Genomic DNA, 19,763 nt, shown 5'->3' with positions numbered 1-19,763 from the left:
AGCTGTTTGAAGAACTGTTCTTCGGACGGTACCCCAGCATTGTCACCCGAGGCGGCAGGGGACGACCGACAATCTGGCCTTCGCATGCTCCAACGGCGGGAGGGCCCTGAGGGTTCCCGCCGCCGCCGTCCGGCCGCTCAGCCGCCGTAGACGTGCGGCGCGAGCGTGCCGACGAACGGAAGGTTCCGGTACTTCTCCGCGTAGTCGAGGCCGTAGCCGACCACGAACTCGTTGGGGATGTCGAACCCGACCCACTTGACGTCGATGTCGACCTTGGCCGCCTCCGGCTTGCGCAGCAGCGTGCACACCTCCAGGGAGGTGGGCTCACGCGAACCGAGGTTGGTGAGCAGCCAGGACAGGGTCAGGCCGGAGTCGATGATGTCCTCGACGATCAGGACGTGCTTGCCCTTGATGTCGGTGTCGAGGTCCTTGAGGATCCGTACGACACCGGAGGACTGGGTGCCCGCGCCGTACGACGACACCGCCATCCAGTCCATCGTGACCGGGGTGGACAGGGCGCGCGCCAGGTCCGCCATCACCATCACGGCGCCCTTGAGGACACCGACGATGAGCAGGTCCTTGCCCGCGTACTCCGCGTCGATCTTCGCGGCCAGCTCGGCCAGCTTCGCGTCGATCTCTTCCTTGGTGACGAGCACCGACTCGAGGTCGGTGCCCATGTCTTTCGCGTCCACCCGCATCACTTTCGGTCGTCCCACCGGCCACCGCGACGTGCGTCGCTCGTCAGCCTTGCCGGATGACCAGTCTGCCACCCTGCCGCTGGGCGACGACCCGGCCGGGGAGATTGATCTCGCCCTGGCCCCGCCAGCCGGTGATCAGGCGGTCCACTTCCTCGATGTGCCGGGCGAAGAGCGCGCCGGCCGGGGCGCCCGCCTCGATGGCGGCCCTGCGCAGGATGCGGCGGCGCACGGCGGGCGGCAGCGCGTACAGCTTGGCGCATTCGAGGAGCCCGGCCGCGTCCCGTACGGAGGCGGCGGCCTGCGCGGCCCAGGCGTCCAGGGCGTCGGCGTCGTCGCGGGACAGCTGGGCGGTGCGGGCGAGCGCCTCGACGACGCCCTTGCCGAGCGCCTTCTCCAGGGCGGGCAGGCCCTCGTGGCGCAGGCGCGAGCGGGTGAAGGCGGGGTCGGTGTTGTGTGGGTCGTCCCACACGGGCAGGTGCTGGACGAGGCATGCCTTGCGGGCGGTCTGGCGGTCCAGGAGCAGGAACGGGCGCCGGTAGCGGCCGTCGGCCCCTGAGACGGCGGCCATTCCCGACAGGGAGCGGATGCCGGAGCCGCGGGCGAGGCCGAGCAGCACGGTCTCGGCCTGGTCGTCGCGGGTGTGGCCGAGCAGCACCGCGGTGGCGCCGAGGCGGTCGGCGGCTTCGTCGAGGGCGGCGTACCGGGCGTCGCGGGCGGCGGCCTCGGGTCCCACCCGTCGCCCACCACCGCCCGTATAGGAGGCGCCATGCGCCGCCCTGTCCGATGCGCGGCCCACTTGGACGGCGACGGACTCGGCGGGGGCGAGGCCGAGCGCGCTCATGCGCAGCACGACGTCCTCGGCGCGGGCGTCGGAGCCGGGCTGCAGGCCGTGGTCGACGGTGATGCCGCCCGCGCGGACGCCCAGTTTGGGGGCTTCGAAGGCCAGGGCGGAGGCGAGCGCCATGGAGTCGGCGCCGCCGGAGCAGGCGACGAGGACCAGTGGCCGCTCACCGGCGGGGGGTTCGGGGTTCTCGTTGAGGAGGTCGTGGAGGACGCGGCGGACCGCCAGGCGTATCGCCGCGACCGCAGGATGGGGACCCATGTCCGGTTCCCTTCATGACGTTGTCCGGGGGGTTCGGGGCACTCAACGTCGACTCGGTGATTTCGGTCACGCAGAGTGTGTCGATGGTGACAGAGCCGAGCCGATACCCGAGCATTGCACGCCCACCCCGGGCCCACGGTCCCTCGGATGGGTGATCCTGAGCAATTTTGGGCGTGCCCTACGGAGCTCCGTGAGCGCCATCTGTCTTGTTGTGCACCCGCGCGACCCAGTCCGCCGGTTTGGCGATCTCCGCCTTGGTCGGGAGGGTGTTCGGCGAGGTCCACACGCGGTTGAAGCCGTCCATGCCGACCTGGTCGACGACCGCGCGGACGAAGCGTTCGCCGTCACGGTACTGGCGCAGCTTGGCGTCGAGGCCGAGGAGCTTGCGCAGCGCCTGGTCGAGCCGTGAGGCGCCACGCTGCCTGCGCTGCTGGAATTTCTCCCTGATCTCCGCCACCGACGGCACGACGGCGGGGCCCACCCCGTCCATCACGAAGTCGGCGTGGCCCTCCAGGAGCGACATGACGGCGGTGAGCCGGGCGAGGATCTCGCGCTGCGCGGGTGTCTGCACCAGTTCGACCAGGGAGCGCCCGCCGTCGTTCTCCTCGCCCTCGGGGCGCCCGCCCGCGAGCGACTGCGCGGCCTCCCTGAAGCGTTCCAGGAACGTCATCGGGTCGACCTCGGTCTCGGCGAGGAACGACTGGATTTCGCCCTCCAGGTGGTCGCGCAGCCAGGGCACGGCCGAGAACTGGGTGCGGTGGGTCTCCTCGTGCAGGCAGACCCAGAGCCGGAAGTCGTGCGGCGCCACGTCGAGTTCGCGCTCCACGTGCACGATGTTCGGCGCGACGAGCAGCAGCCGCCCGCCGCCGTCCGGCGCCGCGGGCAGGTCGCGGGTGGCGGGGGCGAAGGTCTCGTACTGCCCGAGCACGCGGGAGGACAGGAACGACAGGAGCATGCCCAGTTCGACGCCGGTCACCTTGCCGCCGACCGCGCTGAGGACCGCGGGCCCGGGGCCGCTGCCGCGCCGCTGCTCCATCTTCTCCAGGAGGGGGGCCAGCACCTCGCGGAACCCCGCGACGTTGGCCCGCACCCAGCCGGGCCGGTCGACGACGAGGACCGGGGTGTCGTGCGCCTCGTCGCCGCCCATGTGCGTGTACGCGCGCACGTGCTCCTCGGATGCCTTGGCGTGGCGGCGCAGCTCCGTGACGACGGCTCGCGCCTCGTCCCGGCTCACCTCCGGGCCTGGTCGTACGAGTCGGGTCGCGGTCGCCACCGCGAGGTTCCAGTCGACCATCCCCGAAGATGCAGCACCACCGATGCTCGTCATGGGTCAACGGTACGTGCTCGGCTCCTCGCGTGAAGAGGGCCGCGTCCTCGCGTGAGGCAGGTCGCACTACCGGCAGCCGCAGTTGGCGACGGCCGCCGCGAGGCGGTCGAGCCCGGCCTCGGCGGTGTGCCAGCCGGGGGCACCCTCGGTCAGGAACGCGAAGACGAGGAGCCGGCCGTCCGCGTCGACGACCGTGCCCGCGAGGGTGTTCACGCCGGTCAGGGTGCCGGTCTTGGCGCGGACCAGGCCCGTGCCGGACGCGTCGGCGGGGTCCTCGTAGCGGTGCGCGAGGGTTCCGGTGAAGCGGGCGACGGGCAGGCCGGTGAGGATCGGGCGCAGCTCGGGCCGCTCGGGCGACGCGGCGGCCGCGAGGATGCGGGTGAGCAGGTCGGCGGTGACCTTGTCGGCGCGGTCGAGGCCACTGCCGTCGGCGAAGTGGGTGGCGGTCAGCGGCAGGCCGAGCTTGTCGAGCTGCTTCTTGACGGCCCGGCCCGCGCCGTCGAAGTCGTGCCTCTCGTGGTCGGCGACGGCGACCTGCCGGGCCAGGGCCTCGGCGATGTCGTTGTCGCTGTGCGTCAGCATCCGCTCGACCACGGCGGACAGCGGCGGTGACGTCACCTTCGCGACGTCCTCGGCCCGCCCGGACGCCTTGCCGGGGGCGATCGCGCCCTTGGTGCCGATGCCGCGCGCGTGCAGGAGAGCGGCGAACTTCCTGGCCGCCTCCCGGGCCGGGTCCTTCTGCCGGGAGGCGGGCCCGCTGTCCGAGCCGTCGAGGCGGCCCTCGTCGGCCATGAGGGCGCTGACCGGGGCGAGGTTCTCGTTGGGGCCGATCGGGTGCAGGAGCGGTCCCGAGTACAGCGACGTGTCGTACGTGAGGGTGACCGAGGTGGTGCCGTCGCGCTTGAGCCGCTTCGCGGTCTCGTCGGCGAGGGTGCGCAGGCTGGCGGCGCCGTACGGGTTCGTTTTGCGGGCGGTGAGCGTGGGGTCGCCGCCGCCGATCAGGACGAGCTCGCCGGAGTCCTTCTCCAGGGCGGTGCGGGTGGTGAGGCGGTGGTCGGGGCCGAGCGCGGTCAGGGCGGCGGTGGCGGTGGCCAGTTTGGTCGTGGACGCCGGGATGTGGGCGTCGTCCGCGTCCTTGCCGAAGAGCCGCTTGCCGGTGGCGGCGTCCAGGACCACGGCCGAGCGGCGCCGGCCGAGGGCCGGGGCGTTCAGGAGCGGGTCGAGCACGTCGGCCAGGGCGGCCGTGGACGGGTCGGGCGCCGAGGCGCCGGGAGCGGCCAGGACGGGCGGGGCGCTGGGCGCCGCCACGCGCGCGTGGCCGTGATGTGTGCCACGGCCTCCGTCCGAGGCGGCCGCCCGGTCCGCCTCGGCCTTACGCTGACCCGTGGAGTCCCACGGTCCGGCCGCGACGGCCACGATGACCGCGACAGCGGCCCCCGCCGCCGTCGCACCCAGTGTGAACCGTCCGGTCCTGGCCTTCGCCACGCTCGTCGAGAGCCGCGACGCCCTCGACAACAGCTGCGAAGCCTTCGACTCCGGCACCGCGGACCAGCCCCTTTCGCGATCACACACCTGCGTGAGGGACACTTAACCATTGCCCCTCGTCGCACGATCGCTTCCGGGCGGCTTCGGCCGCAGGTCGGCTGGGGGTCCGGGGGATGTTGTCCCCCGGAAGACGCAGTATCACCAGTCACACGTCACGCCAGTCACGTGTTGTTGATCATGGAGGAGCCACCGGTGGAGTTCGACGTCACGATCGAGATTCCCAAGGGGTCGCGGAACAAGTACGAGGTCGACCACGAGACCGGTCGTATCCGCCTCGACCGTCGTCTGTTCACCTCGACCGCGTACCCGACGGACTACGGCTTCGTCGAGAACACCCTCGGCGAGGACGGCGACCCGCTGGACGCGCTGGTCATCCTGGACGAGCCGACCTTCCCGGGCTGCCTCATCAAGTGCCGCGCGATCGGCATGTTCCGCATGACGGACGAGGCCGGCGGCGACGACAAGCTGCTGTGCGTCCCGTCGACGGACCCCCGGATGGAGCACCTGCGCGACATCCACCACGTCTCGGAGTTCGACCGCCTGGAGATCCAGCACTTCTTCGAGGTCTACAAGGACCTGGAGCCCGGCAAGTCCGTCGAGGGCGCCGACTGGGTCGGCCGCGCCGACGCCGAGGCCGAGATCGAGCGCTCGTACAAGCGTTTCCAGGACAACGGCGGGCACTGACGGCGGGCACTGAGCGGCCGCCTGGGCCGCCGGGCCGGCCCAGGGGCCGTCCGCGAACGGGCCGCGCGTTCCCCTCGGGGGTCGTGCGGCCCGTTCGCGTGTCCGTGCGCATACTGAGGCCGTACGAGTGTGATGAACGGCGGGAACCGAACGGCAGGAACCACAGGTACGGCAGCAAGGGCGAGAGGTGTCGGAGAGGGAATCCGAGGCTCCGGAGGACCGCAAGCCGCAGTCCGACGAGGCCCGCAGCGCGTTCGTCCAGCCCCCCGGGGTGGAGACGCCCGCGCCGGTGACGGACGAGGAGTCCTCGACCACGTCCGAGTTCGCGCTGCCGGAAGGCTTGAGCGCGCCGCCCGCCGCCCCGGCCGAGCCGGAGGGTTCGGCGTTCACGCAGCCGCAGACGTACAGCGCACGCAAGTCGCCGCCCGCCTTCACGCCGCCGCACGGCGTCCCGGTCGTCAAGCTGACCAAGGAGACGCCCTGGCAGGACCAGATGCGGGCGATGCTGCGGCTGCCGGTCGCCGAGCGGCCCTCGTCCGAGCCGGTGCAGCGCCACGACGAGGAGCACGGCCCCGCGGTGCCGCGCGTGCTCGACCTGTCGCTGCGCATCGGTGAGCTGCTGCTCGCGGGCGGTGAGGGCGCCGAGGACGTGGAGGCGGCGATGTTCGCCGTGTGCCGGGCCTACGGCCTTGACCGGTGCGAGCCGACGGCGACGTTCACGCTGCTCTCGGTCAGCTTCCAGCCGTCGCTGGTCGAGGACCCGGTGACGGCGTCGCGCACGGTGCGCCGTCGCGGCACCGACTACACGCGGCTCGCGGCCGTGTTCCGCCTGGTGGACGACATCAGTGACGAGGACGTCGACGTCACCCTGGAGGAGGCATACCGGCGGCTCGCCGAGATCCGCCGCAACCGGCACCCCTACCCCGGATGGGCGCTGACGGCGGCGAACGGGCTGCTGTGCGGGTCGGCGTCGATCCTCGTCGGCGGTGACCTCATCGTGTTCGTCGCCGCGGCCCTCGGCGGGATGCTCGGCGACCGGCTCGCGTGGCTGTGCTCGGCGCGCGGGTTCCCGGAGTTCTACCAGTTCGCGGTGGCCGCGATGCCGCCCGCCGCGATCGGCATCCTGCTGACGCTGTCGCACACCTTCGTGGACGTACGGGCGTCCGCGGTGATCACCGGTGGGCTCTTCGCGCTGCTGCCGGGCCGGGCGCTCGTGGCGGGCGTGCAGGACGGCCTGACCGGCTACTACATCACCGCGGGGGCGCGGCTCCTGGAGGTCCTGTACTTCTTCGTGGGCATCGTCGTGGGCGTGCTCGTCACGCTGTACGTGGGCGTGCAGCTGAACGCGAAGCTCAACCCCGAGATCGCGCTGAAGGTCGTCCCGCGGCCGCTGTGGCAGATCGCCGCGGCGATGGTGCTGTCGCTGGCCTTCGCCGTGCTGTTGCAGCAGGAACGTTCGACCGTGGTCGCGGTGACGCTCAACGGCGGGGTGGCGTGGACGGTGTACGGGGCGATGCACTACACCGGGAACATCTCGCCGGTGGCGTCGACGGCCGCGGCGGCCGGGCTCGTCGGCCTGTTCGGGCAGCTGTTCTCGCGCTACCGGTTCGCCTCGGCGCTGCCGTACGTGACCGCGGCGATCGGGCCGCTGCTGCCCGGTTCGGCGACGTACTTCGGTCTGCTGTCGTTCGTCCAGGGCGACGTCAACGCGGGCCTGACGTCGCTGTCCAAGGCCGCGGCCCTGGCGATGGCCATCGCCATCGGGGTGAACCTCGGAGGGGAGATCGCGCGGGTCGTCATCCGGCAGCCCGTGGGGGCGGACCGCCGAGCGGCCAAGCGGACGCGGGGGTTCTAGCGGGCGCCGGGGTTCTAGCGGGCGCCGGGGTTCCGGCGGGCGCCGGGGTTCCGGCGGGCGCCGGGGTTCCGGCGGGCGCCGGGGTTCCGGCGGGCGCCGGGGTTCTAGCGGGCGCCGGGGTTCTAGCGGGCGCCGGGGTTCCGGCAGACGACAGGGCTCCGGCGGGCGCCGAGATTCCGGCACACGCCAGAGTTCCGGCGGATACCGGGGTTGTGGTCGCCGTCGGGTGACCGCTGGGCCTGCTTTCTGGGCCCGGCCGACGCGGCGGAGCCGCAGAGCGCGGTGCGGCCCGCGACCCGGGACCCGGGACCCGCGACCCATGGAGACCATCTGCCTGGCTCGTGTGCGTTGCCGAGTGCTCCTCGTGGCCGCTTCTCGCGCGGTTCCCCGCGCCCCTGGCGGAGCCGTCCCTACCGCTTGGCGTGCCGGCGGCGCTGGGTCGGGGCCGGGCGGGAGGCCACGGGTGCCGTCGGGTCGGTCGGGGCCGGGGCCTTCTTCGCCTTGCTCCGCGCCCGCAGCAGCTCGATACCGATCGGCACCACCGACACCAGGACGATCAGCATGAGCATCGCCTCGATGTTCTTGTGGACGAACTCGATGTTGCCGAGCCAGGAGCCGAGCAGCGTGACGCCCGCGCCCCACAGCACGCCACCGATCACGTTGAACGTGATGAAGGAGCGGTACCGCATCCCCGAGACGCCCGCGATGATCGGCGTGAACGTCCGCACGATGGGCACGAAACGGGCCAGGACCAGGGACTTCGCGCCGTATTTCTCGAAGAACTCGTGCGCCTTGGTGACGTTCTCCTGCTTGAACAGGCGCGAGTCAGGACGTGTGAACAGCGACGGCCCGACCTTCTTGCCGAACAGATATCCCGCCTGGTCGCCCAGGACCGCGGCGACGCAGATCAGGGCGATGGCGGCCCACAGCGGGAAGTCGAGCGTGCCCGCCGTGATCAGCAGGCCGCAGGTGAACAGCAGCGAGTCACCCGGCAGGAAGAAACCGATCAGCAGGCCGGACTCGGCGAACACGACGAGCAGCAGGCCCCAGACGCCGAACGAGTTCAGCAGATGGTCCGGGTCCAGCCAGCTTGGACCGAGAGCAAGCGTCGTCACGGGTCCGGGCTCCTGAGGGGTGAAGGGAAGGTACGCCACGGGCGAGGCGCAATGGCGTGGTAAAGCTATCAACGCCCCGGCGCCGTGCCAGGTTCCAGTGGCTCTCCCAGGATGCACTGTGCGTGAACTGTGGCAAACCTGTCCTTATGGGAATCGAAGACTTCGGCGGCGGACAGACCGCGCAGGCGGATGTGCTCGTCGTCACCACGAACGACGTCCCGGGGTTCGAGGTCCGGCAGGTCATCGGCGAGGTCTTCGGCCTCACCGTGCGCTCGCGCCACCTGGGCAGCCAGATCGGCGCGGGCCTGAAATCCATGATCGGCGGCGAGCTGAAGGGTCTGACGAAGACGCTGGTGCAGACCCGGAACCAGGCCATGGAACGCCTCATCGAACAGGCCAGGTCCCGCGGCGCCAACGCCGTCCTGATGTTCCGCTTCGACGTCACCGAGGCGGCGGACATCGGCACGGAGGTGTGCGCGTACGGCACGGCCGTGGTGATCGCGCCGCAGGGCGCCGCCTAGGACTCGTCGGCCTCCGCCGCGGAGTGCCGCCGCGCGTTCGCGTGGATCGCCTCGCGCAGGTGTTCGGCGACGCCCTCGCCCATGGCGTCGTAGAACGCCTTGAACCGCTCGTCGGCCACGTACATGTCGGCGAGGCACACGTGCATGGCGTGCGGGCACTCGTAGTACCACCGGGAGATGTGCGCGCGGTGTTCCTCGGCCATGTCCATGGCCTGCTCGCCGCCAGGGCTCACGCCCTTCGCGACCAGCGACGCGTACCGCGTGCTCCACTCCTCGACCTCGGCCTGCAGCCGCTTCCAGTCCTCCTTGGTGTACGTCGCCGCGCGGCGCTGCGACTCCGTGTACGCCTCCGTGCCGCCCCAGCGCCGCTCGGCCTCGTCGCGGTACCGCTCGGGGTCCTTGTCCCCGAAGACCTCGAACCGCTCCTTTGGTGTGAGCTGGATTCCCATCTTCTGTGCCTCCATGGCGTGTTCGACGGCCTCGGCCATCTTCTGCAGTTTCTCGATACGGGCGGTGAGCAGGCCGTGCTGGCGCCGCAGGTGTTCGCGCGGGTCGGTGTCCGGGTCGTCGAGCAGGGCCTGGATCTCCTCCAGCGGGAACCCGAGCTCCCGGTAGAAGAGGACCCGCTGGAGCCGGTCCAGGTCCGGCTCGCCGTAGCGGCGGTGGCTCGCGTGGTTGCGTTCGCTCGGGACGAGCAGGCCGATCTCGTCGTAGTGGTGCAGGGTGCGGACCGTCACCCCGGCGAATCCGGCCACCTGGCCGACGGAGTAGCTCATGCGTCTCAGCTTGGGCCCTCACGTCACGTGAGGCGCAAGCAGGCCCGACGGCCCGCTGTCTGCTTAAGGTGACGTGAGTCTGTACGCGCGCGTACGCGAGGAGTGACGCCATGTCGCCGTTGCACCACAGTCCCACGGACCAGTACGGCAAGCCCGACGAGCGCCCCATGGCGGTCAACCCGTTCTACGGCGAGGCCAACCCGGCGGCCGCCATGACCGACGCGCCGCCCAAGCACCGGCTCCCGGACGGGCCGCTGGACCCGGCCACGGCGTACCAGCTGGTCCACGACGAGCTGATGCTGGACGGCAACGCCCGCCTCAACCTGGCCACCTTCGTCACCACCTGGATGGAGCCGCAGGCGGGTGTCCTCATGGCGGAGTGCCGGGACAAGAACATGATCGACAAGGACGAGTACCCGCGCACCGCCGAACTGGAGCGGCGCTGCGTGTCCATGCTCGCCGAGCTGTGGAACGCGCCGGAGCCGGGCGCGGCCGTGGGCTGCTCGACGACCGGGTCGAGCGAGGCGTGCATGCTCGCCGGTATGGCGCTCAAGCGGCGCTGGGCGCTGCGGAACGCCGACCGGTACCCGTCGCGCGACGCCCGTCCCAACCTGGTCATGGGCATCAACGTCCAGGTGTGCTGGGAGAAGTTCTGCGCCTTCTGGGAGGTGGAGGCGCGCCAGGTGCCGATGGAGGGCGACCGGTACCACCTCGACCCGGCCGCGGCGGCGGCGCTGTGCGACGAGAACACGATCGGGGTCGTCGGCATCCTCGGCTCGACCTTCGACGGCTCCTACGAGCCGATCGCCGAGCTGTGCGCGGCCCTGGACGAGCTCCAGGAGCGCACGGGCCTGGACATCCCCGTACACGTCGACGGCGCCTCCGGCGCGATGGTGGCCCCCTTCCTCGACCCCGACCTGGTCTGGGACTTCCGGCTGCCGCGCGTCGCCTCGATCAACACCTCGGGGCACAAGTACGGGCTCGTCTACCCGGGTGTCGGCTGGGCGCTGTGGCGCGACGCGGAAGCGCTGCCCGAGGAACTGGTCTTCCGCGTCAACTACCTGGGCGGAGACATGCCCACGTTCGCCCTGAACTTCTCGCGGCCGGGCGCGCAGGTCGTGGCCCAGTACTACTCGTTCCTGCGGCTCGGCCGCGACGGCTACCGGGCCGTTCAGCAGGCCACGCGGGACGTGGCGCGGGGCCTGGCCGACCGGATCGAGGCGTTCGGCGACTTCCGGCTGCTCACGCGCGGGGACCAGTTGCCGGTGTTCGCCTTCACGACGGCGGACGACGTCACGGCCTACGACGTCTTCGACGTGTCGCGGCGCCTTCGCGAGCGCGGCTGGCTGGTCCCGGCCTACACCTTCCCGGCCAACCGCGAGGATCTGGCGGTGCTGCGGGTCGTCTGCCGCAACGGCTTCTCGTCCGACCTGGCGCACATGCTCGTGGAGGACCTGAACCGGCTCCTGCCGGAACTGCGGCGCCAGCCGCATCCGCTGACGCGGGACCGGGAGGCGGCTACCGGGTTCCACCACTGAGCGGGGTGGGGCCCGCGCGCACCGCGGAGGAGTGATCGCGGTGGCCACCGGCTCAGGCGTCCCCGCCGGGGCATGGGCTCACCGGGGCACAGGCCCGCCGGATCGGAGGCCCACCGGATCACAGACTCACCGGGCCACGGGCCCACCGGCTCGGGCGCCCACCGGTCAGAGGGCGTCGTCGGGGTGCCGCTCCCCCGTCCCGTACGGGTTCTCATCGCCCTCCGCCAGCACCCCGACGAACGGCTCGCCCTCGCCCGCGAACGTGTAGGCGCCCGCCTTGACGCGGTCGATCAGCCCGCACGTCCAGGACGCGCCGGTGTCGGCCGAGTGGACCCAGTAGTTCATGATCTCGCCGATGTGGCCGAGCTGTTCGGGGCCCTCCTCCGGCGTGTAGTGCTCGGTGACGGTCCGGCGCCACGCCTCGATCCCGCGCACCCGCTCCTCCAGCAGCGCCACGACCTCGTCGCGCGGCAGGTCGACCATGAAGCCGAGCGCCGCCGTCAGGGCGTCGGGGCGCTGGTCGTACGAGGTCAGCGACGTACGGACCAGGGCGAAGTACTCCTCGGTGCCCCGGTCCGTGATCTCGTACTCGGTGCGCGGCGGGCCGCCCGCCGTGGACGGGGCGACCTCGTGCGCCCGCAACAGTCCTTGCTTCGCCATCTGCTTGAGCGCGTGGTAGATCGAGCCGGGCTTGGCGTTCGACCACTCGTGGGCGCCCCAGTACTCCAGGTCACTGCGGACCTGATAGCCGTGCGCCCGGCCGTGCTGGCGTACGGCCCCGAGGACCAGGAGGCGGATCGCTGACATGCGGCCAGCCTAGAAGGTCGGGGCACAGCCAGGTCGCCCGTGTCAAGCCTGGGCCATCGCCACCAGCTCGAACGCCGTTCTGCCGTCCAGGGACTCGCGGACGATGTCGGCGTGGCCCGCGTGCCGCGCCGTCTCGCGGATCAGGTGCAGGGCGAGCCAGCGCAGCGAGACCTCCTGGCCGTCGGGGAACCACGGCTCGTCCGGCAGCGGGAACGTGTCGTCGAGGCTTGCGGCGGCGCGGAAGAACGCGTCGGTGCGGCGGGCCACGTCCTCGTAGTAGGCGAGGACCGACTTCACCGACTCGCCCTCCTCAAGGCGGAATCCGGCCTGGTACGCCTCCTGGGTGCGCTCGTGGTCGGGCGCCGAGCCGGCGGCCAGGGCGATCCACCCCTGTTCGGTACGGGCCACGTGCTTGGCCAGGCCGACCAGCGAGAGGGAGCTGGCGCTCGGGGCGGACGACGCCTGCTCGTCGGTGAGGCCGAGCAGCGCGCGCCGCAGGCCGCCGCGCTGTTCCTCCAGGAACGCGAGCAGTGCTCCGCGCTCGTCTCCGCGGGCTTCGGGGTTCACGTGCATGACCATGACGGCCACCTTTCGCCGGAGTGCCTGACACGACGAACCCTAGGTTTGAACGAGGTCAGATCGTGTCCCAGATCAAGGAATTTCGGGGTGACGCGGAGAGGGAGAGGCAGGACCGGGCAGGACCGGGCAGGACCGGGCGGGACCGCGGAAGATCACGATGGCTGCAACCAGCGGACGACCACGATGGCTGTAACCAGAGGAACACCACACGTGCACGTGCATTTGCATCATGCATCTGCACGTGAACGCAGCTATGATCCTGGACAGTTGGGACACACAATCACTGGTGTCCCAACCTCCAATCTGCCACAGGACACACCGGTCCAGTCCACGTTCACCGTCACAGCATCACCTGGAGCGAACCGTGCATCACGTGTACAACGGCATGGCGGCGACGGAGCTGCACGGCGTCACCTGGCAGAAGAGCCGGCACAGCAACTCGCAGGGCTCCTGCGTGGAGTTCGCGAAGCTGCCGGGCGGGCGGGTCGCCGTCCGCAACTCCAACTTCCCCGAGGGTCCCGCCCTCATCTACACACCGGCCGAGATCGAGGCCATGCTGCTCGGCGTGAAGGACGGGGAGTTCGACCACCTCATAGCGAGCTGACCGGCCCGCGTCCCTCTCTGTCGGCGGTCTACCCGCGTCACCACGCGAAAAGCGCCCAGACCACTTTCCCGGATTTCCCCGAGCCGGAACGCGAACCCGGCTCACCGGACGCGGACAGCGCGCGGTGCCAGCCCCACGCGTCGCTGAACGAGTCGACGAGCAGCAGCCCGCGGCCGGACTCCAGGGAGAAGTCGCCGTCCGCCGCGTCGTCCCGCGCGACCGGGCTCTCGTCGCTGGGGTCGCGCACCGCGCACACCAGGCGCGAGGCCCAGCGGGTCAGGTGCAGCCGCACCGGCGGGTCCTGCTCGTAGGGCGTGTCGGCGGGAAGGCCGTGGCGCAGGGCGTTGGTGACCAGTTCAGAGACGACCAGACATATGTCGTCGAACCGCTCCGACACCCCCCACTCGTTGAGGGTCCGCCGGACGAACTCCCGGGCGCTGCGCACCGCTTCGTACCGGGCCGGAAGCGCGCACGAGGCGGCCGCGGCGACGGTCGAGGGGTCGACGGGGGGAAGCCCCTGCCTCAAAGGCTCGAGCATGGTCGATCCGTTCGTCCCCATGCGAGGCACTCCCCAATTTCGCAGTACGTAGCGACGATAGCGAGCAGTGGCGGTGTGACGGCCCCCATGCTTCCGAATGCGTACCCCAGATGCAAGGGCAGATGCACGTGCACGCGACCGACTTGATCACTCACGTACCAGTTCTTGGTCATTTCTCCCTACGATTTCTTCCGTAGAGCTGACTCGATCTTTCCGTTTCTGTAACCGAGCGAGTACGGGACGGAGCGTTTTGATGGCAGACTTCGGCCTCTGAAGCATTGGGGAGGTTGGACGACGTGACCGCTGGAGAGTCGAGCGGCTCTGTGGTGCGGCGCATTCTGCTGGGCTCGCAGCTCAGGCGCCTGAGGGAATCGCGGGGCATCACGAGGGAGGCCGCCGGCTACTCGATCCGCGCCTCCGAATCGAAGATCAGCCGCATGGAGTTGGGACGGGTGAGCTTCAAGGCGCGTGACGTCGAGGACCTGCTCACCCTGTACGGAGTGACCGACGACGCCGAGCGCGGCGCCCTGCTCTCCCTCGCCAAGGAGGCCAACGTCGCGGGCTGGTGGCACAGTTACTCCGACGTGCTGCCGAGCTGGTTCCAGACGTACGTGGGCCTGGAGGGCGCCGCCTCGGTCATCCGCGGCTACGAGGCGCAGTTCGTGCACGGTCTGCTGCAGACCTCCGCGTACGCCCACGCCGTCGTCGAGCGCGGCATGCGCAAGGCCGCGACCGGGGCCGCGCCCGTCGACCAGGACGACATCGACCGCCGCGTCGCGCTGCGCCTGGAGCGGCAGAAGCTGCTGGTGGCCGAGCGCGCGCCCCAGGTGCGGCTCATCCTCGACGAGGCGGCGCTGCGCCGCGTGCAGGGCGGGCCCGAGGTGATGCGCGGGCAGCTGGAGCACCTCATCGAACTGTCCGAACTCCCCCATCTCACCGTGCAGGTCATGCCGTTCAGCCACGGCTGGCACTCCGGCGAGTCCGGCACCTTCACGCTGCTCACCTTCCCGGAGTCCGACCTCCAGGACGTCGTATTCCTCGAACAGCTCACCAGCGCCCTGTACTTGGACAAGCGCGAGGACGTCGCGCAGTACACGAAGGCCATGACGGACCTCCAGGAGGAGTGCCCGTCCCCGAAGGAGAGCCGGAAACTGATCGAACGCGTCATCAAGGACTTCGACCGAGCGTGAAGTGATCGGTCTTCCGCCACAACTGCCCACTTCTGGACGTACGATGACGTCCATTCAGGTTTCTGGACCGCTGAGGCAGCTGTAGCAAGGGACTGATTGCCCATGACCTCGTCCTACTTCACCGAACTCGACCGGCAGTACATCGACGGCTCATGGCGCGCGGGGCGCGGGTCGTGGGACATCATCGACTTCAATCCGTACAGCGGCGACAAACTGGCCTCGATCACGGTGGCCTCGACGGAGGAGATAGACGAGGCATACCGGGCCGCCGAGCGCGCGCAGAAGGAGTGGGCGAAGACCAACGCGTACACGCGCCGGCTCGTCTTCGAGCGGGCCCTGCGCCTCATCGAGGAGCGGGAGGCCGAGATCACCGAGGCGATCATCGACGAGCTCGGCGGCACGCGCGTGAAGGCCGGTTTCGAGCTGCACCTGGCCAAGGAGTTCCTGCGCGAGTCGATCCAGCTGGCGCTGCGCCCGCAGGGCCGGGTGATCCCGTCGCCGGTGGACGGCAAGGAGAACCGGCTCTACCGGGTGCCGGTCGGCGTCGTCGGGGTCATTTCGCCGTTCAACTTCCCGTTCCTGCTCAGCATCAAGTCCGTCGCCCCGGCGCTGGCGCTCGGCAACGCGGTGGTCCTCAAGCCGCACCAGAACACACCGATCTGCGGCGGCTCACTCGTGGCCAAGGTCTTCGAGGACGCGGGACTTCCGGCGGGCCTGCTCAACGTGGTCATCACGGACATCGCCGAGATCGGCGACGCGCTGCTCACGCACCCCGTGCCGAAGGTCATCTCCTTCACCGGCTCCGACAAGGTCGGCCAGCACGTCGCGACGGTGTGCGCCTCGCAGTTCAAGCACGCGGTGCTCGAACTCGGCGGCAACAGCGCGCTGACCGTGCTCGACGACGCGGACATCGACTACGCGGTCGACGCGGCGGTCTTCAGCCGCTACGTCCACCAGGGCCAGGTCTGCATGGCGGCGAACCGCATCCTCGTGGACCGCAAGGTGGAGAAGGAGTTCACCGAGAAGTTCGTGGCCAAGGTGAAGACGCTGAAGGCGGGCGACCCGCGCGACCCGTCGACGGTGATCGGCCCGGTCATCAACTCCACCCAGGCGGAGTCGATCTCGGGCGTCGTCGAGCAGGCGGTCGCCGAGGGTGCGACGGCGCTGGTGCGCGGCACGGTGGAGGGCAACCTCGTGGAGCCGGTCGTGCTCGCCGGGCTGCCCGCCGACTCCTCGGTGCTGCGCCAGGAGATCTTCGGGCCGGTCGCGCTGCTCATCCCGTTCGACGGGGACGAGGAGGCGGTGCGGATCGCGAACGACACCCCGTACGGGCTGAGCGGTGCCGTGCACACCGGGGACGTCGAGCGGGGCGTGGCGTTCGCCCAGCAGATCGACACGGGCATGATCCACGTCAACGACGGAACCGTGCACGACGAGCCGCTCGTCGCCTTCGGCGGGGAGAAGCGGTCGGGACTGGGCCGCCTCAACGGCGAGGCGACCGTGGAGGCGTTCACGACACAGAAGTGGATCTCCGTGCAGCACGGGAGGTCGCGGTTCCCCTTCTGAGCTCCCCGTCCGACGGGGACTGGTAGCTTGCCGCGGCGGCCCGGGGGCGATGTCCGGGCCCAACAGCGGTTACGTATGGGGGATGTTGTGCGCAACAAGCACGTATGGGTCGTAACGGCCGCCGCGGTGGCGGCGCTGGCCGTCACCGGCTGCAGCAGCGCCAACGGCGGCGGCAACGGCGGTAACGACGGCAACGACAAGGGCAAGCCGTCCGACGGGGCCAGTTCACCGTCCGGTTCCTCGGGCGGCTCCGCCGGGTCCGTGAAGGACGCCGAGGGCATCTGGAGCGCCACGACCGGCGGCCGGCCGGTGGTCCTGGTCGTCGGCGGCAAGCAGGCGTCCCTGAGCACGGGCGACGGCCATCTGTGCAGCGGCGCCGTGGCCGACGCGGGCAAGCCGACCATCAGCCTCACGTGCGCGGACGGTGACACCACCCGGTCCCTGGGCACGGTCGCGTCCAACGACGGCACGACCATGAAGGTGGCGTGGGACGGCGGCACGACCGACACGTTCACGAAGTCCGAGAACGGCAAGCTGCCGAACCTCCCGAGCGCTCTTCCCAGTGGTCTTGCCGGCGGTGTCGGCACGGGCTGAGCCCGACGGGCGCCTTGCCGTGGCCCCGCTTGGCCAGGGCCCGTCCGGCGGATCGGGTCGGACTCGGTCGACCGTGCCGATCGGTACCGGTGAGCGGGGTCCGGTGCGTGCGGCCGCAAGGCGGAGGAGGGCGGCGGCGACGCGAAGGGGGTGCCTCACGGCCGAGCCGGGCGGAGCTCGGTTCGAGGCCGAGGGAGTCGGCAACCGACGACAACGCCGCAGACGTGCGTGCCAGACCCAGCGGCCCCGGCGAGATCCGCCGGACAGGCCCTAACCCCGGCGTACCGCCACCGACTTCGGCGGTACGCCGTCGGTGTCGTCGAGCGCGTCGGACAGGTCCTCCAGGGCGTCAAGGAGGAGCCCCGCCCCACGGCGTACGACCCGGTCGGGCACGCCCTCGCCGTCCCAGACCGCCAGGGCCTCGGCCACCGGCGTCCAGCACGGCTCACGGCGCTCGCGGATCGCGCGTGCGCCCTCGCGCGTCGCGGTGCGCAGCGCGTCGGCGAGGGCGGCCGCCGCGGGCACCGGGACCGCGTCGCGCTCCGGGAGGTGCGCCTCCATCAGCATGGCGACCCGGCCGAGGTGCAGCAGCGCGTGTTCGGCGTCGTCCGCCGCGGCGTGCGACAGACCGCGGTGTCGTACGGGCTCGGTCCTGGCGCGGCCCGCCGCCGTCTGCCAGGCGGCACGGGCGTCGCGGGTCCTCAGCAGGGCCGCGCGGACGTCGGGACAGCTGCTGCCCGCCGGGTGGGCGTAGTGGTCGACGACCGTGGCCGCGTACTCACCGACCGAGGTCAGCCAGGCCGCGAGGTAGGCGCGCAGACGCGGGGTCTCCCACGCGGGGTAGAGGGCGTACGAGATCATCGCCAGGACGCCGCCGACGAGGGTGAGCACGACACGTTCGGGCACCGTCTGGTCCCAGGTCTGCCCGCCCATGCCGAGCAGGAACACCACGTAGGCGCCCACGCACGCCTGCGCCGCCAGCTGGCCCGTGCGCATGAGCAGGTACATCAGCCCCGCGCAGAGCACGGCGAGCGCGGCCGAGAGGCGGGTGCCGGGGACCACGAGCTGGACGACGCCGGTGGCCAGGGCCACACCGATGAGCGTGCCGCCGAAACGGGCCACCGCGCGGGAGTACGTCTGGGAGAAGTCCGGCCGCATCACCATGACGGCGGACATCGGCGCCCAGTAGCCGTGTCCGAACGGCAGCGCGTGGCCGATGAGGTAGCCGACGGTGGCGACGGCCGTCACGCGGGTGGCGTGGCGCAGGACCGGGGAGTCGCGGGTGGCCGCCTCCCGCCGCATCGCGCGGACTGCGGCAGGGACCAGTTGGAGGAGGCCGGGGCGGTGGAGAGGCTGTGGGGGCGCGGAGGTGGAAGCGGAAGCGCCTTCTGGACCGCCTCCTGAGCTCGCTCCCGAACTCCTCCGTCCTGAGCTCGCTCTTGAGCTCCGTCCTGGGCTCGCTCCTGAGTTCCGTCCTGAGCTCGCTGTTGAAGGTGCTCCTGGCCTCCCTCCCGGCCTCGCTCCCGAGGTTTCGCCTGAGGTTCCTCCTGAGGTTCGGCCTGAGGTTCGGCCTGAGATTCGGCCTGAGATTCGTGCTGAGGTTCGCGCTGAGGTTCCTTGGGGGCCTCCGCCGCCGCCCGCCGTCTCCATCACATCCCCGAGCAGGGAGCCGAGGCGGTCGGCCGCCCGCTTCGCGGGGCCCGAAAGGATCGCCCCGGTGTCCGGGGTGCGAAACGCGGCGACCGCGGCCGGCGGCAGCGTCACCGGCGTACCGTGCCGGATGGCGCGGGCGGCCGCGTCGAGGATCGCGCCCGCGGCACCGAGCAGCTCGCGGACCCGGGCGCGCTCGGGCCCCTCCTCCGGCACCCCGACCGCCGGGTCGGCGAGCGAGGCGAGGACCGGGCGGATCCGCTCGGCCAGGCCGCGGGCGCCGTGCAGCTGGGCGGGGCGGGTGCGCGCCTGGCGCGGGGTGAGCGCAGCGGCATTGCGGGCCAGCATCAGCGGCTGCGGGTCGAACGGCGCGAGCGGGTCGTGCCGCAGGCGGCGCGCGTAGTCGGCCTCGGCGGCGAGGGCGTCGGCGAGCGCGTCGCGGTGCGCGCCCCATCTGCGTACCGGGAAGAGCACCACGAGGGCCGCCTGGACGAGGCCACCGAAGACCATCATCCCCGCGTGCGCCGCGGCCTCCTCGACCGAGGTCGGCAGGGTGATGGTGACCAGCATCATCGCGACGTTCGAGGAGGCGATGAGGCCGATGGTCGGCCCGGCCGCCCAGGCAAGCCCCGCCAGATACGTCCAGACGGCGAGCAGCGCCAGGAAGAGGAACAGGTGGGAGCCGGTGAGATAGCCGAGGAAGGTCGACACGGCCAGGCTCGCGCCGGAGGCGAACGCCAGCTCGGGCCGGGGCCGCCAGCTCCGCTGGAACGTGGCGATGGCCGCCTGGTACGCGCCGAACGCCGAGCCGGCCGCCACCGCGGGCCCGAACAGCGTCAGGCTCACGGCGATGACGATCGCGAGCCCGGCGGCGCCGCGGACCGCGATCAGGGGTTCCAGACGTTTCCGCTCGACGGTCAGACCCGAGCGGGTGGTGTCCTTCAGCGCCCGGAACCAGCTCACCCGGACAGGATACGGGCGATATGTCGGTTATCGACTGTCGCGCAGCACCAGGTCCAGGAGCCCCGGAAACCGCTCGTCGAACTCTTCGCGCCTCAACCGGTTGAGGCGGCG

The 19,763-nt window shown here is 71.2% G+C and carries 17 protein-coding genes and 2 pseudogenes; 8 read left to right on the top strand and 11 right to left on the bottom strand.

The genetic code is table 11. The annotated features are described in order from the left end of the window. Positions 1-137: 137 nt before the first annotated feature. From hpt to dacB, 4 genes are all read right to left on the bottom strand, one after another. Positions 138-677, bottom strand: a complete 540-nt coding sequence (gene hpt, locus OFY01_RS26520; protein WP_266604021.1) for a hypoxanthine phosphoribosyltransferase — start codon at positions 675-677, stop codon at positions 138-140. A 64-nt stretch (positions 678-741) separates the two neighbouring features. Next, positions 742-1,800 (bottom strand): tRNA lysidine(34) synthetase TilS, encoded by a 1,059-nt coding sequence (gene tilS / locus OFY01_RS26515; RefSeq protein ID WP_266604019.1) that lies wholly within the window; start codon positions 1,798-1,800, stop codon positions 742-744. 178 nt (positions 1,801-1,978) lie between these two features. Next, entirely contained in the window at positions 1,979-3,127 is a 1,149-nt protein-coding gene (locus OFY01_RS26510) for a zinc-dependent metalloprotease (protein WP_266604017.1), read from the bottom strand. Between the two features lie 66 nt (positions 3,128-3,193). Continuing rightward, a complete protein-coding gene (gene dacB, locus OFY01_RS26505) occupies positions 3,194-4,669 on the bottom strand; it encodes a D-alanyl-D-alanine carboxypeptidase/D-alanyl-D-alanine endopeptidase (protein ID WP_266604015.1) in 1,476 nt (491 codons plus the stop codon). A 195-nt stretch (positions 4,670-4,864) separates the two neighbouring features. Here dacB and OFY01_RS26500 point away from each other — a divergent pair, with 195 nt between their 5' ends. Together OFY01_RS26500 and OFY01_RS26495 are read left to right on the top strand one after the other, a co-directional pair. Beyond that, positions 4,865-5,356, top strand: coding sequence for an inorganic diphosphatase (locus OFY01_RS26500; protein WP_266604013.1), 492 nt, complete (start codon positions 4,865-4,867; stop codon positions 5,354-5,356). Between the two features lie 187 nt (positions 5,357-5,543). Beyond that, entirely contained in the window at positions 5,544-7,211 is a 1,668-nt protein-coding gene (locus OFY01_RS26495) for a threonine/serine exporter family protein (RefSeq protein WP_266604011.1), read from the top strand. A gap of 425 nt (positions 7,212-7,636) precedes the next feature. On the opposite strand, the pseudogene OFY01_RS26490 reads toward OFY01_RS26495, so the two are convergent. Next, positions 7,637-8,326, bottom strand: a pseudogene (locus OFY01_RS26490) (DedA family protein); the annotation flags it as partial. 146 nt (positions 8,327-8,472) lie between these two features. On the opposite strand from OFY01_RS26490, the gene OFY01_RS26485 reads away from it, so the two are divergent. Next, entirely contained in the window at positions 8,473-8,847 is a 375-nt protein-coding gene (locus OFY01_RS26485) for a YbjQ family protein (protein ID WP_266604009.1), read from the top strand. Here OFY01_RS26485 and OFY01_RS26480 read toward each other — a convergent pair. Further along, positions 8,844-9,623, bottom strand: coding sequence for a MerR family transcriptional regulator (locus OFY01_RS26480; RefSeq protein WP_266604007.1), 780 nt, complete (start codon positions 9,621-9,623; stop codon positions 8,844-8,846). The two genes, OFY01_RS26485 and OFY01_RS26480, sit on opposite strands and share 4 nt — an antisense overlap. Positions 9,624-9,733: 110 nt before the next feature. On the opposite strand from OFY01_RS26480, the gene OFY01_RS26475 reads away from it, so the two are divergent. Continuing rightward, positions 9,734-11,161 carry a glutamate decarboxylase gene (locus OFY01_RS26475; protein WP_266604005.1) on the top strand — a complete coding sequence of 476 codons (1,428 nt, stop codon included), beginning with the start codon at positions 9,734-9,736 and terminating at the stop codon, positions 11,159-11,161. Between the two features lie 165 nt (positions 11,162-11,326). Here the strand turns inward: OFY01_RS26475 and OFY01_RS26470 are convergent, their stop codons facing one another. Both OFY01_RS26470 and OFY01_RS26465 read right to left on the bottom strand, forming a co-directional pair. Next, complete coding sequence (locus OFY01_RS26470; protein ID WP_266604003.1) at positions 11,327-11,968, bottom strand: PadR family transcriptional regulator; 642 nt, start codon at positions 11,966-11,968, stop codon at positions 11,327-11,329. Positions 11,969-12,010: 42 nt separating this feature from the next. Continuing rightward, on the bottom strand, positions 12,011-12,547 hold the full coding sequence (locus tag OFY01_RS26465) for a DinB family protein (protein ID WP_266604001.1): 537 nt from the start codon (positions 12,545-12,547) through the stop codon (positions 12,011-12,013). Positions 12,548-12,911: 364 nt separating this feature from the next. Here OFY01_RS26465 and OFY01_RS26460 point away from each other — a divergent pair, with 364 nt between their 5' ends. Beyond that, positions 12,912-13,151: a DUF397 domain-containing protein gene (locus OFY01_RS26460; protein ID WP_266603999.1), complete on the top strand. Its 240-nt coding sequence runs from the start codon at positions 12,912-12,914 to the stop codon at positions 13,149-13,151. A 37-nt stretch (positions 13,152-13,188) separates the two neighbouring features. Here OFY01_RS26460 and OFY01_RS26455 read toward each other — a convergent pair whose 3' ends face one another. Beyond that, positions 13,189-13,710, bottom strand: coding sequence for an ATP-binding protein (locus OFY01_RS26455; RefSeq protein ID WP_266603997.1), 522 nt, complete (start codon positions 13,708-13,710; stop codon positions 13,189-13,191). Positions 13,711-13,985: 275 nt separating this feature from the next. Between OFY01_RS26455 and OFY01_RS26450 the strand changes: the two genes are divergently transcribed. From OFY01_RS26450 to OFY01_RS26440, 3 genes are all read left to right on the top strand, one after another. Then, a complete protein-coding gene (locus OFY01_RS26450; RefSeq protein WP_266603995.1) occupies positions 13,986-14,879 on the top strand; it encodes a helix-turn-helix domain-containing protein in 894 nt (297 codons plus the stop codon). Positions 14,880-14,981: 102 nt separating this feature from the next. Continuing rightward, a complete protein-coding gene (locus OFY01_RS26445) occupies positions 14,982-16,445 on the top strand; it encodes an aldehyde dehydrogenase family protein (RefSeq protein WP_266603994.1) in 1,464 nt (487 codons plus the stop codon). A 75-nt stretch (positions 16,446-16,520) separates the two neighbouring features. Further along, positions 16,521-17,039 carry a hypothetical protein gene (locus tag OFY01_RS26440; protein ID WP_266603992.1) on the top strand — a complete coding sequence of 173 codons (519 nt, stop codon included), beginning with the start codon at positions 16,521-16,523 and terminating at the stop codon, positions 17,037-17,039. A 270-nt stretch (positions 17,040-17,309) separates the two neighbouring features. Here OFY01_RS26440 and OFY01_RS26435 read toward each other — a convergent pair whose 3' ends face one another. Together OFY01_RS26435 and OFY01_RS26430 are read right to left on the bottom strand one after the other, a co-directional pair. Then, on the bottom strand, positions 17,310-19,652 hold the full coding sequence (locus OFY01_RS26435; RefSeq protein WP_266603990.1) for an FUSC family protein: 2,343 nt from the start codon (positions 19,650-19,652) through the stop codon (positions 17,310-17,312). A gap of 27 nt (positions 19,653-19,679) precedes the next feature. Then, positions 19,680-19,763: pseudogene (locus OFY01_RS26430) on the bottom strand (transcriptional regulator); the annotation flags it as partial.

Source organism: Streptomyces beihaiensis, from assembly GCF_026274175.1.
GTDB lineage: Bacteria > Actinomycetota > Actinomycetes > Streptomycetales > Streptomycetaceae > Streptomyces > Streptomyces beihaiensis.
Note: the sequence above shows the minus strand (reverse complement) of the source record. Positions and strands in the feature narration are given on the sequence as shown.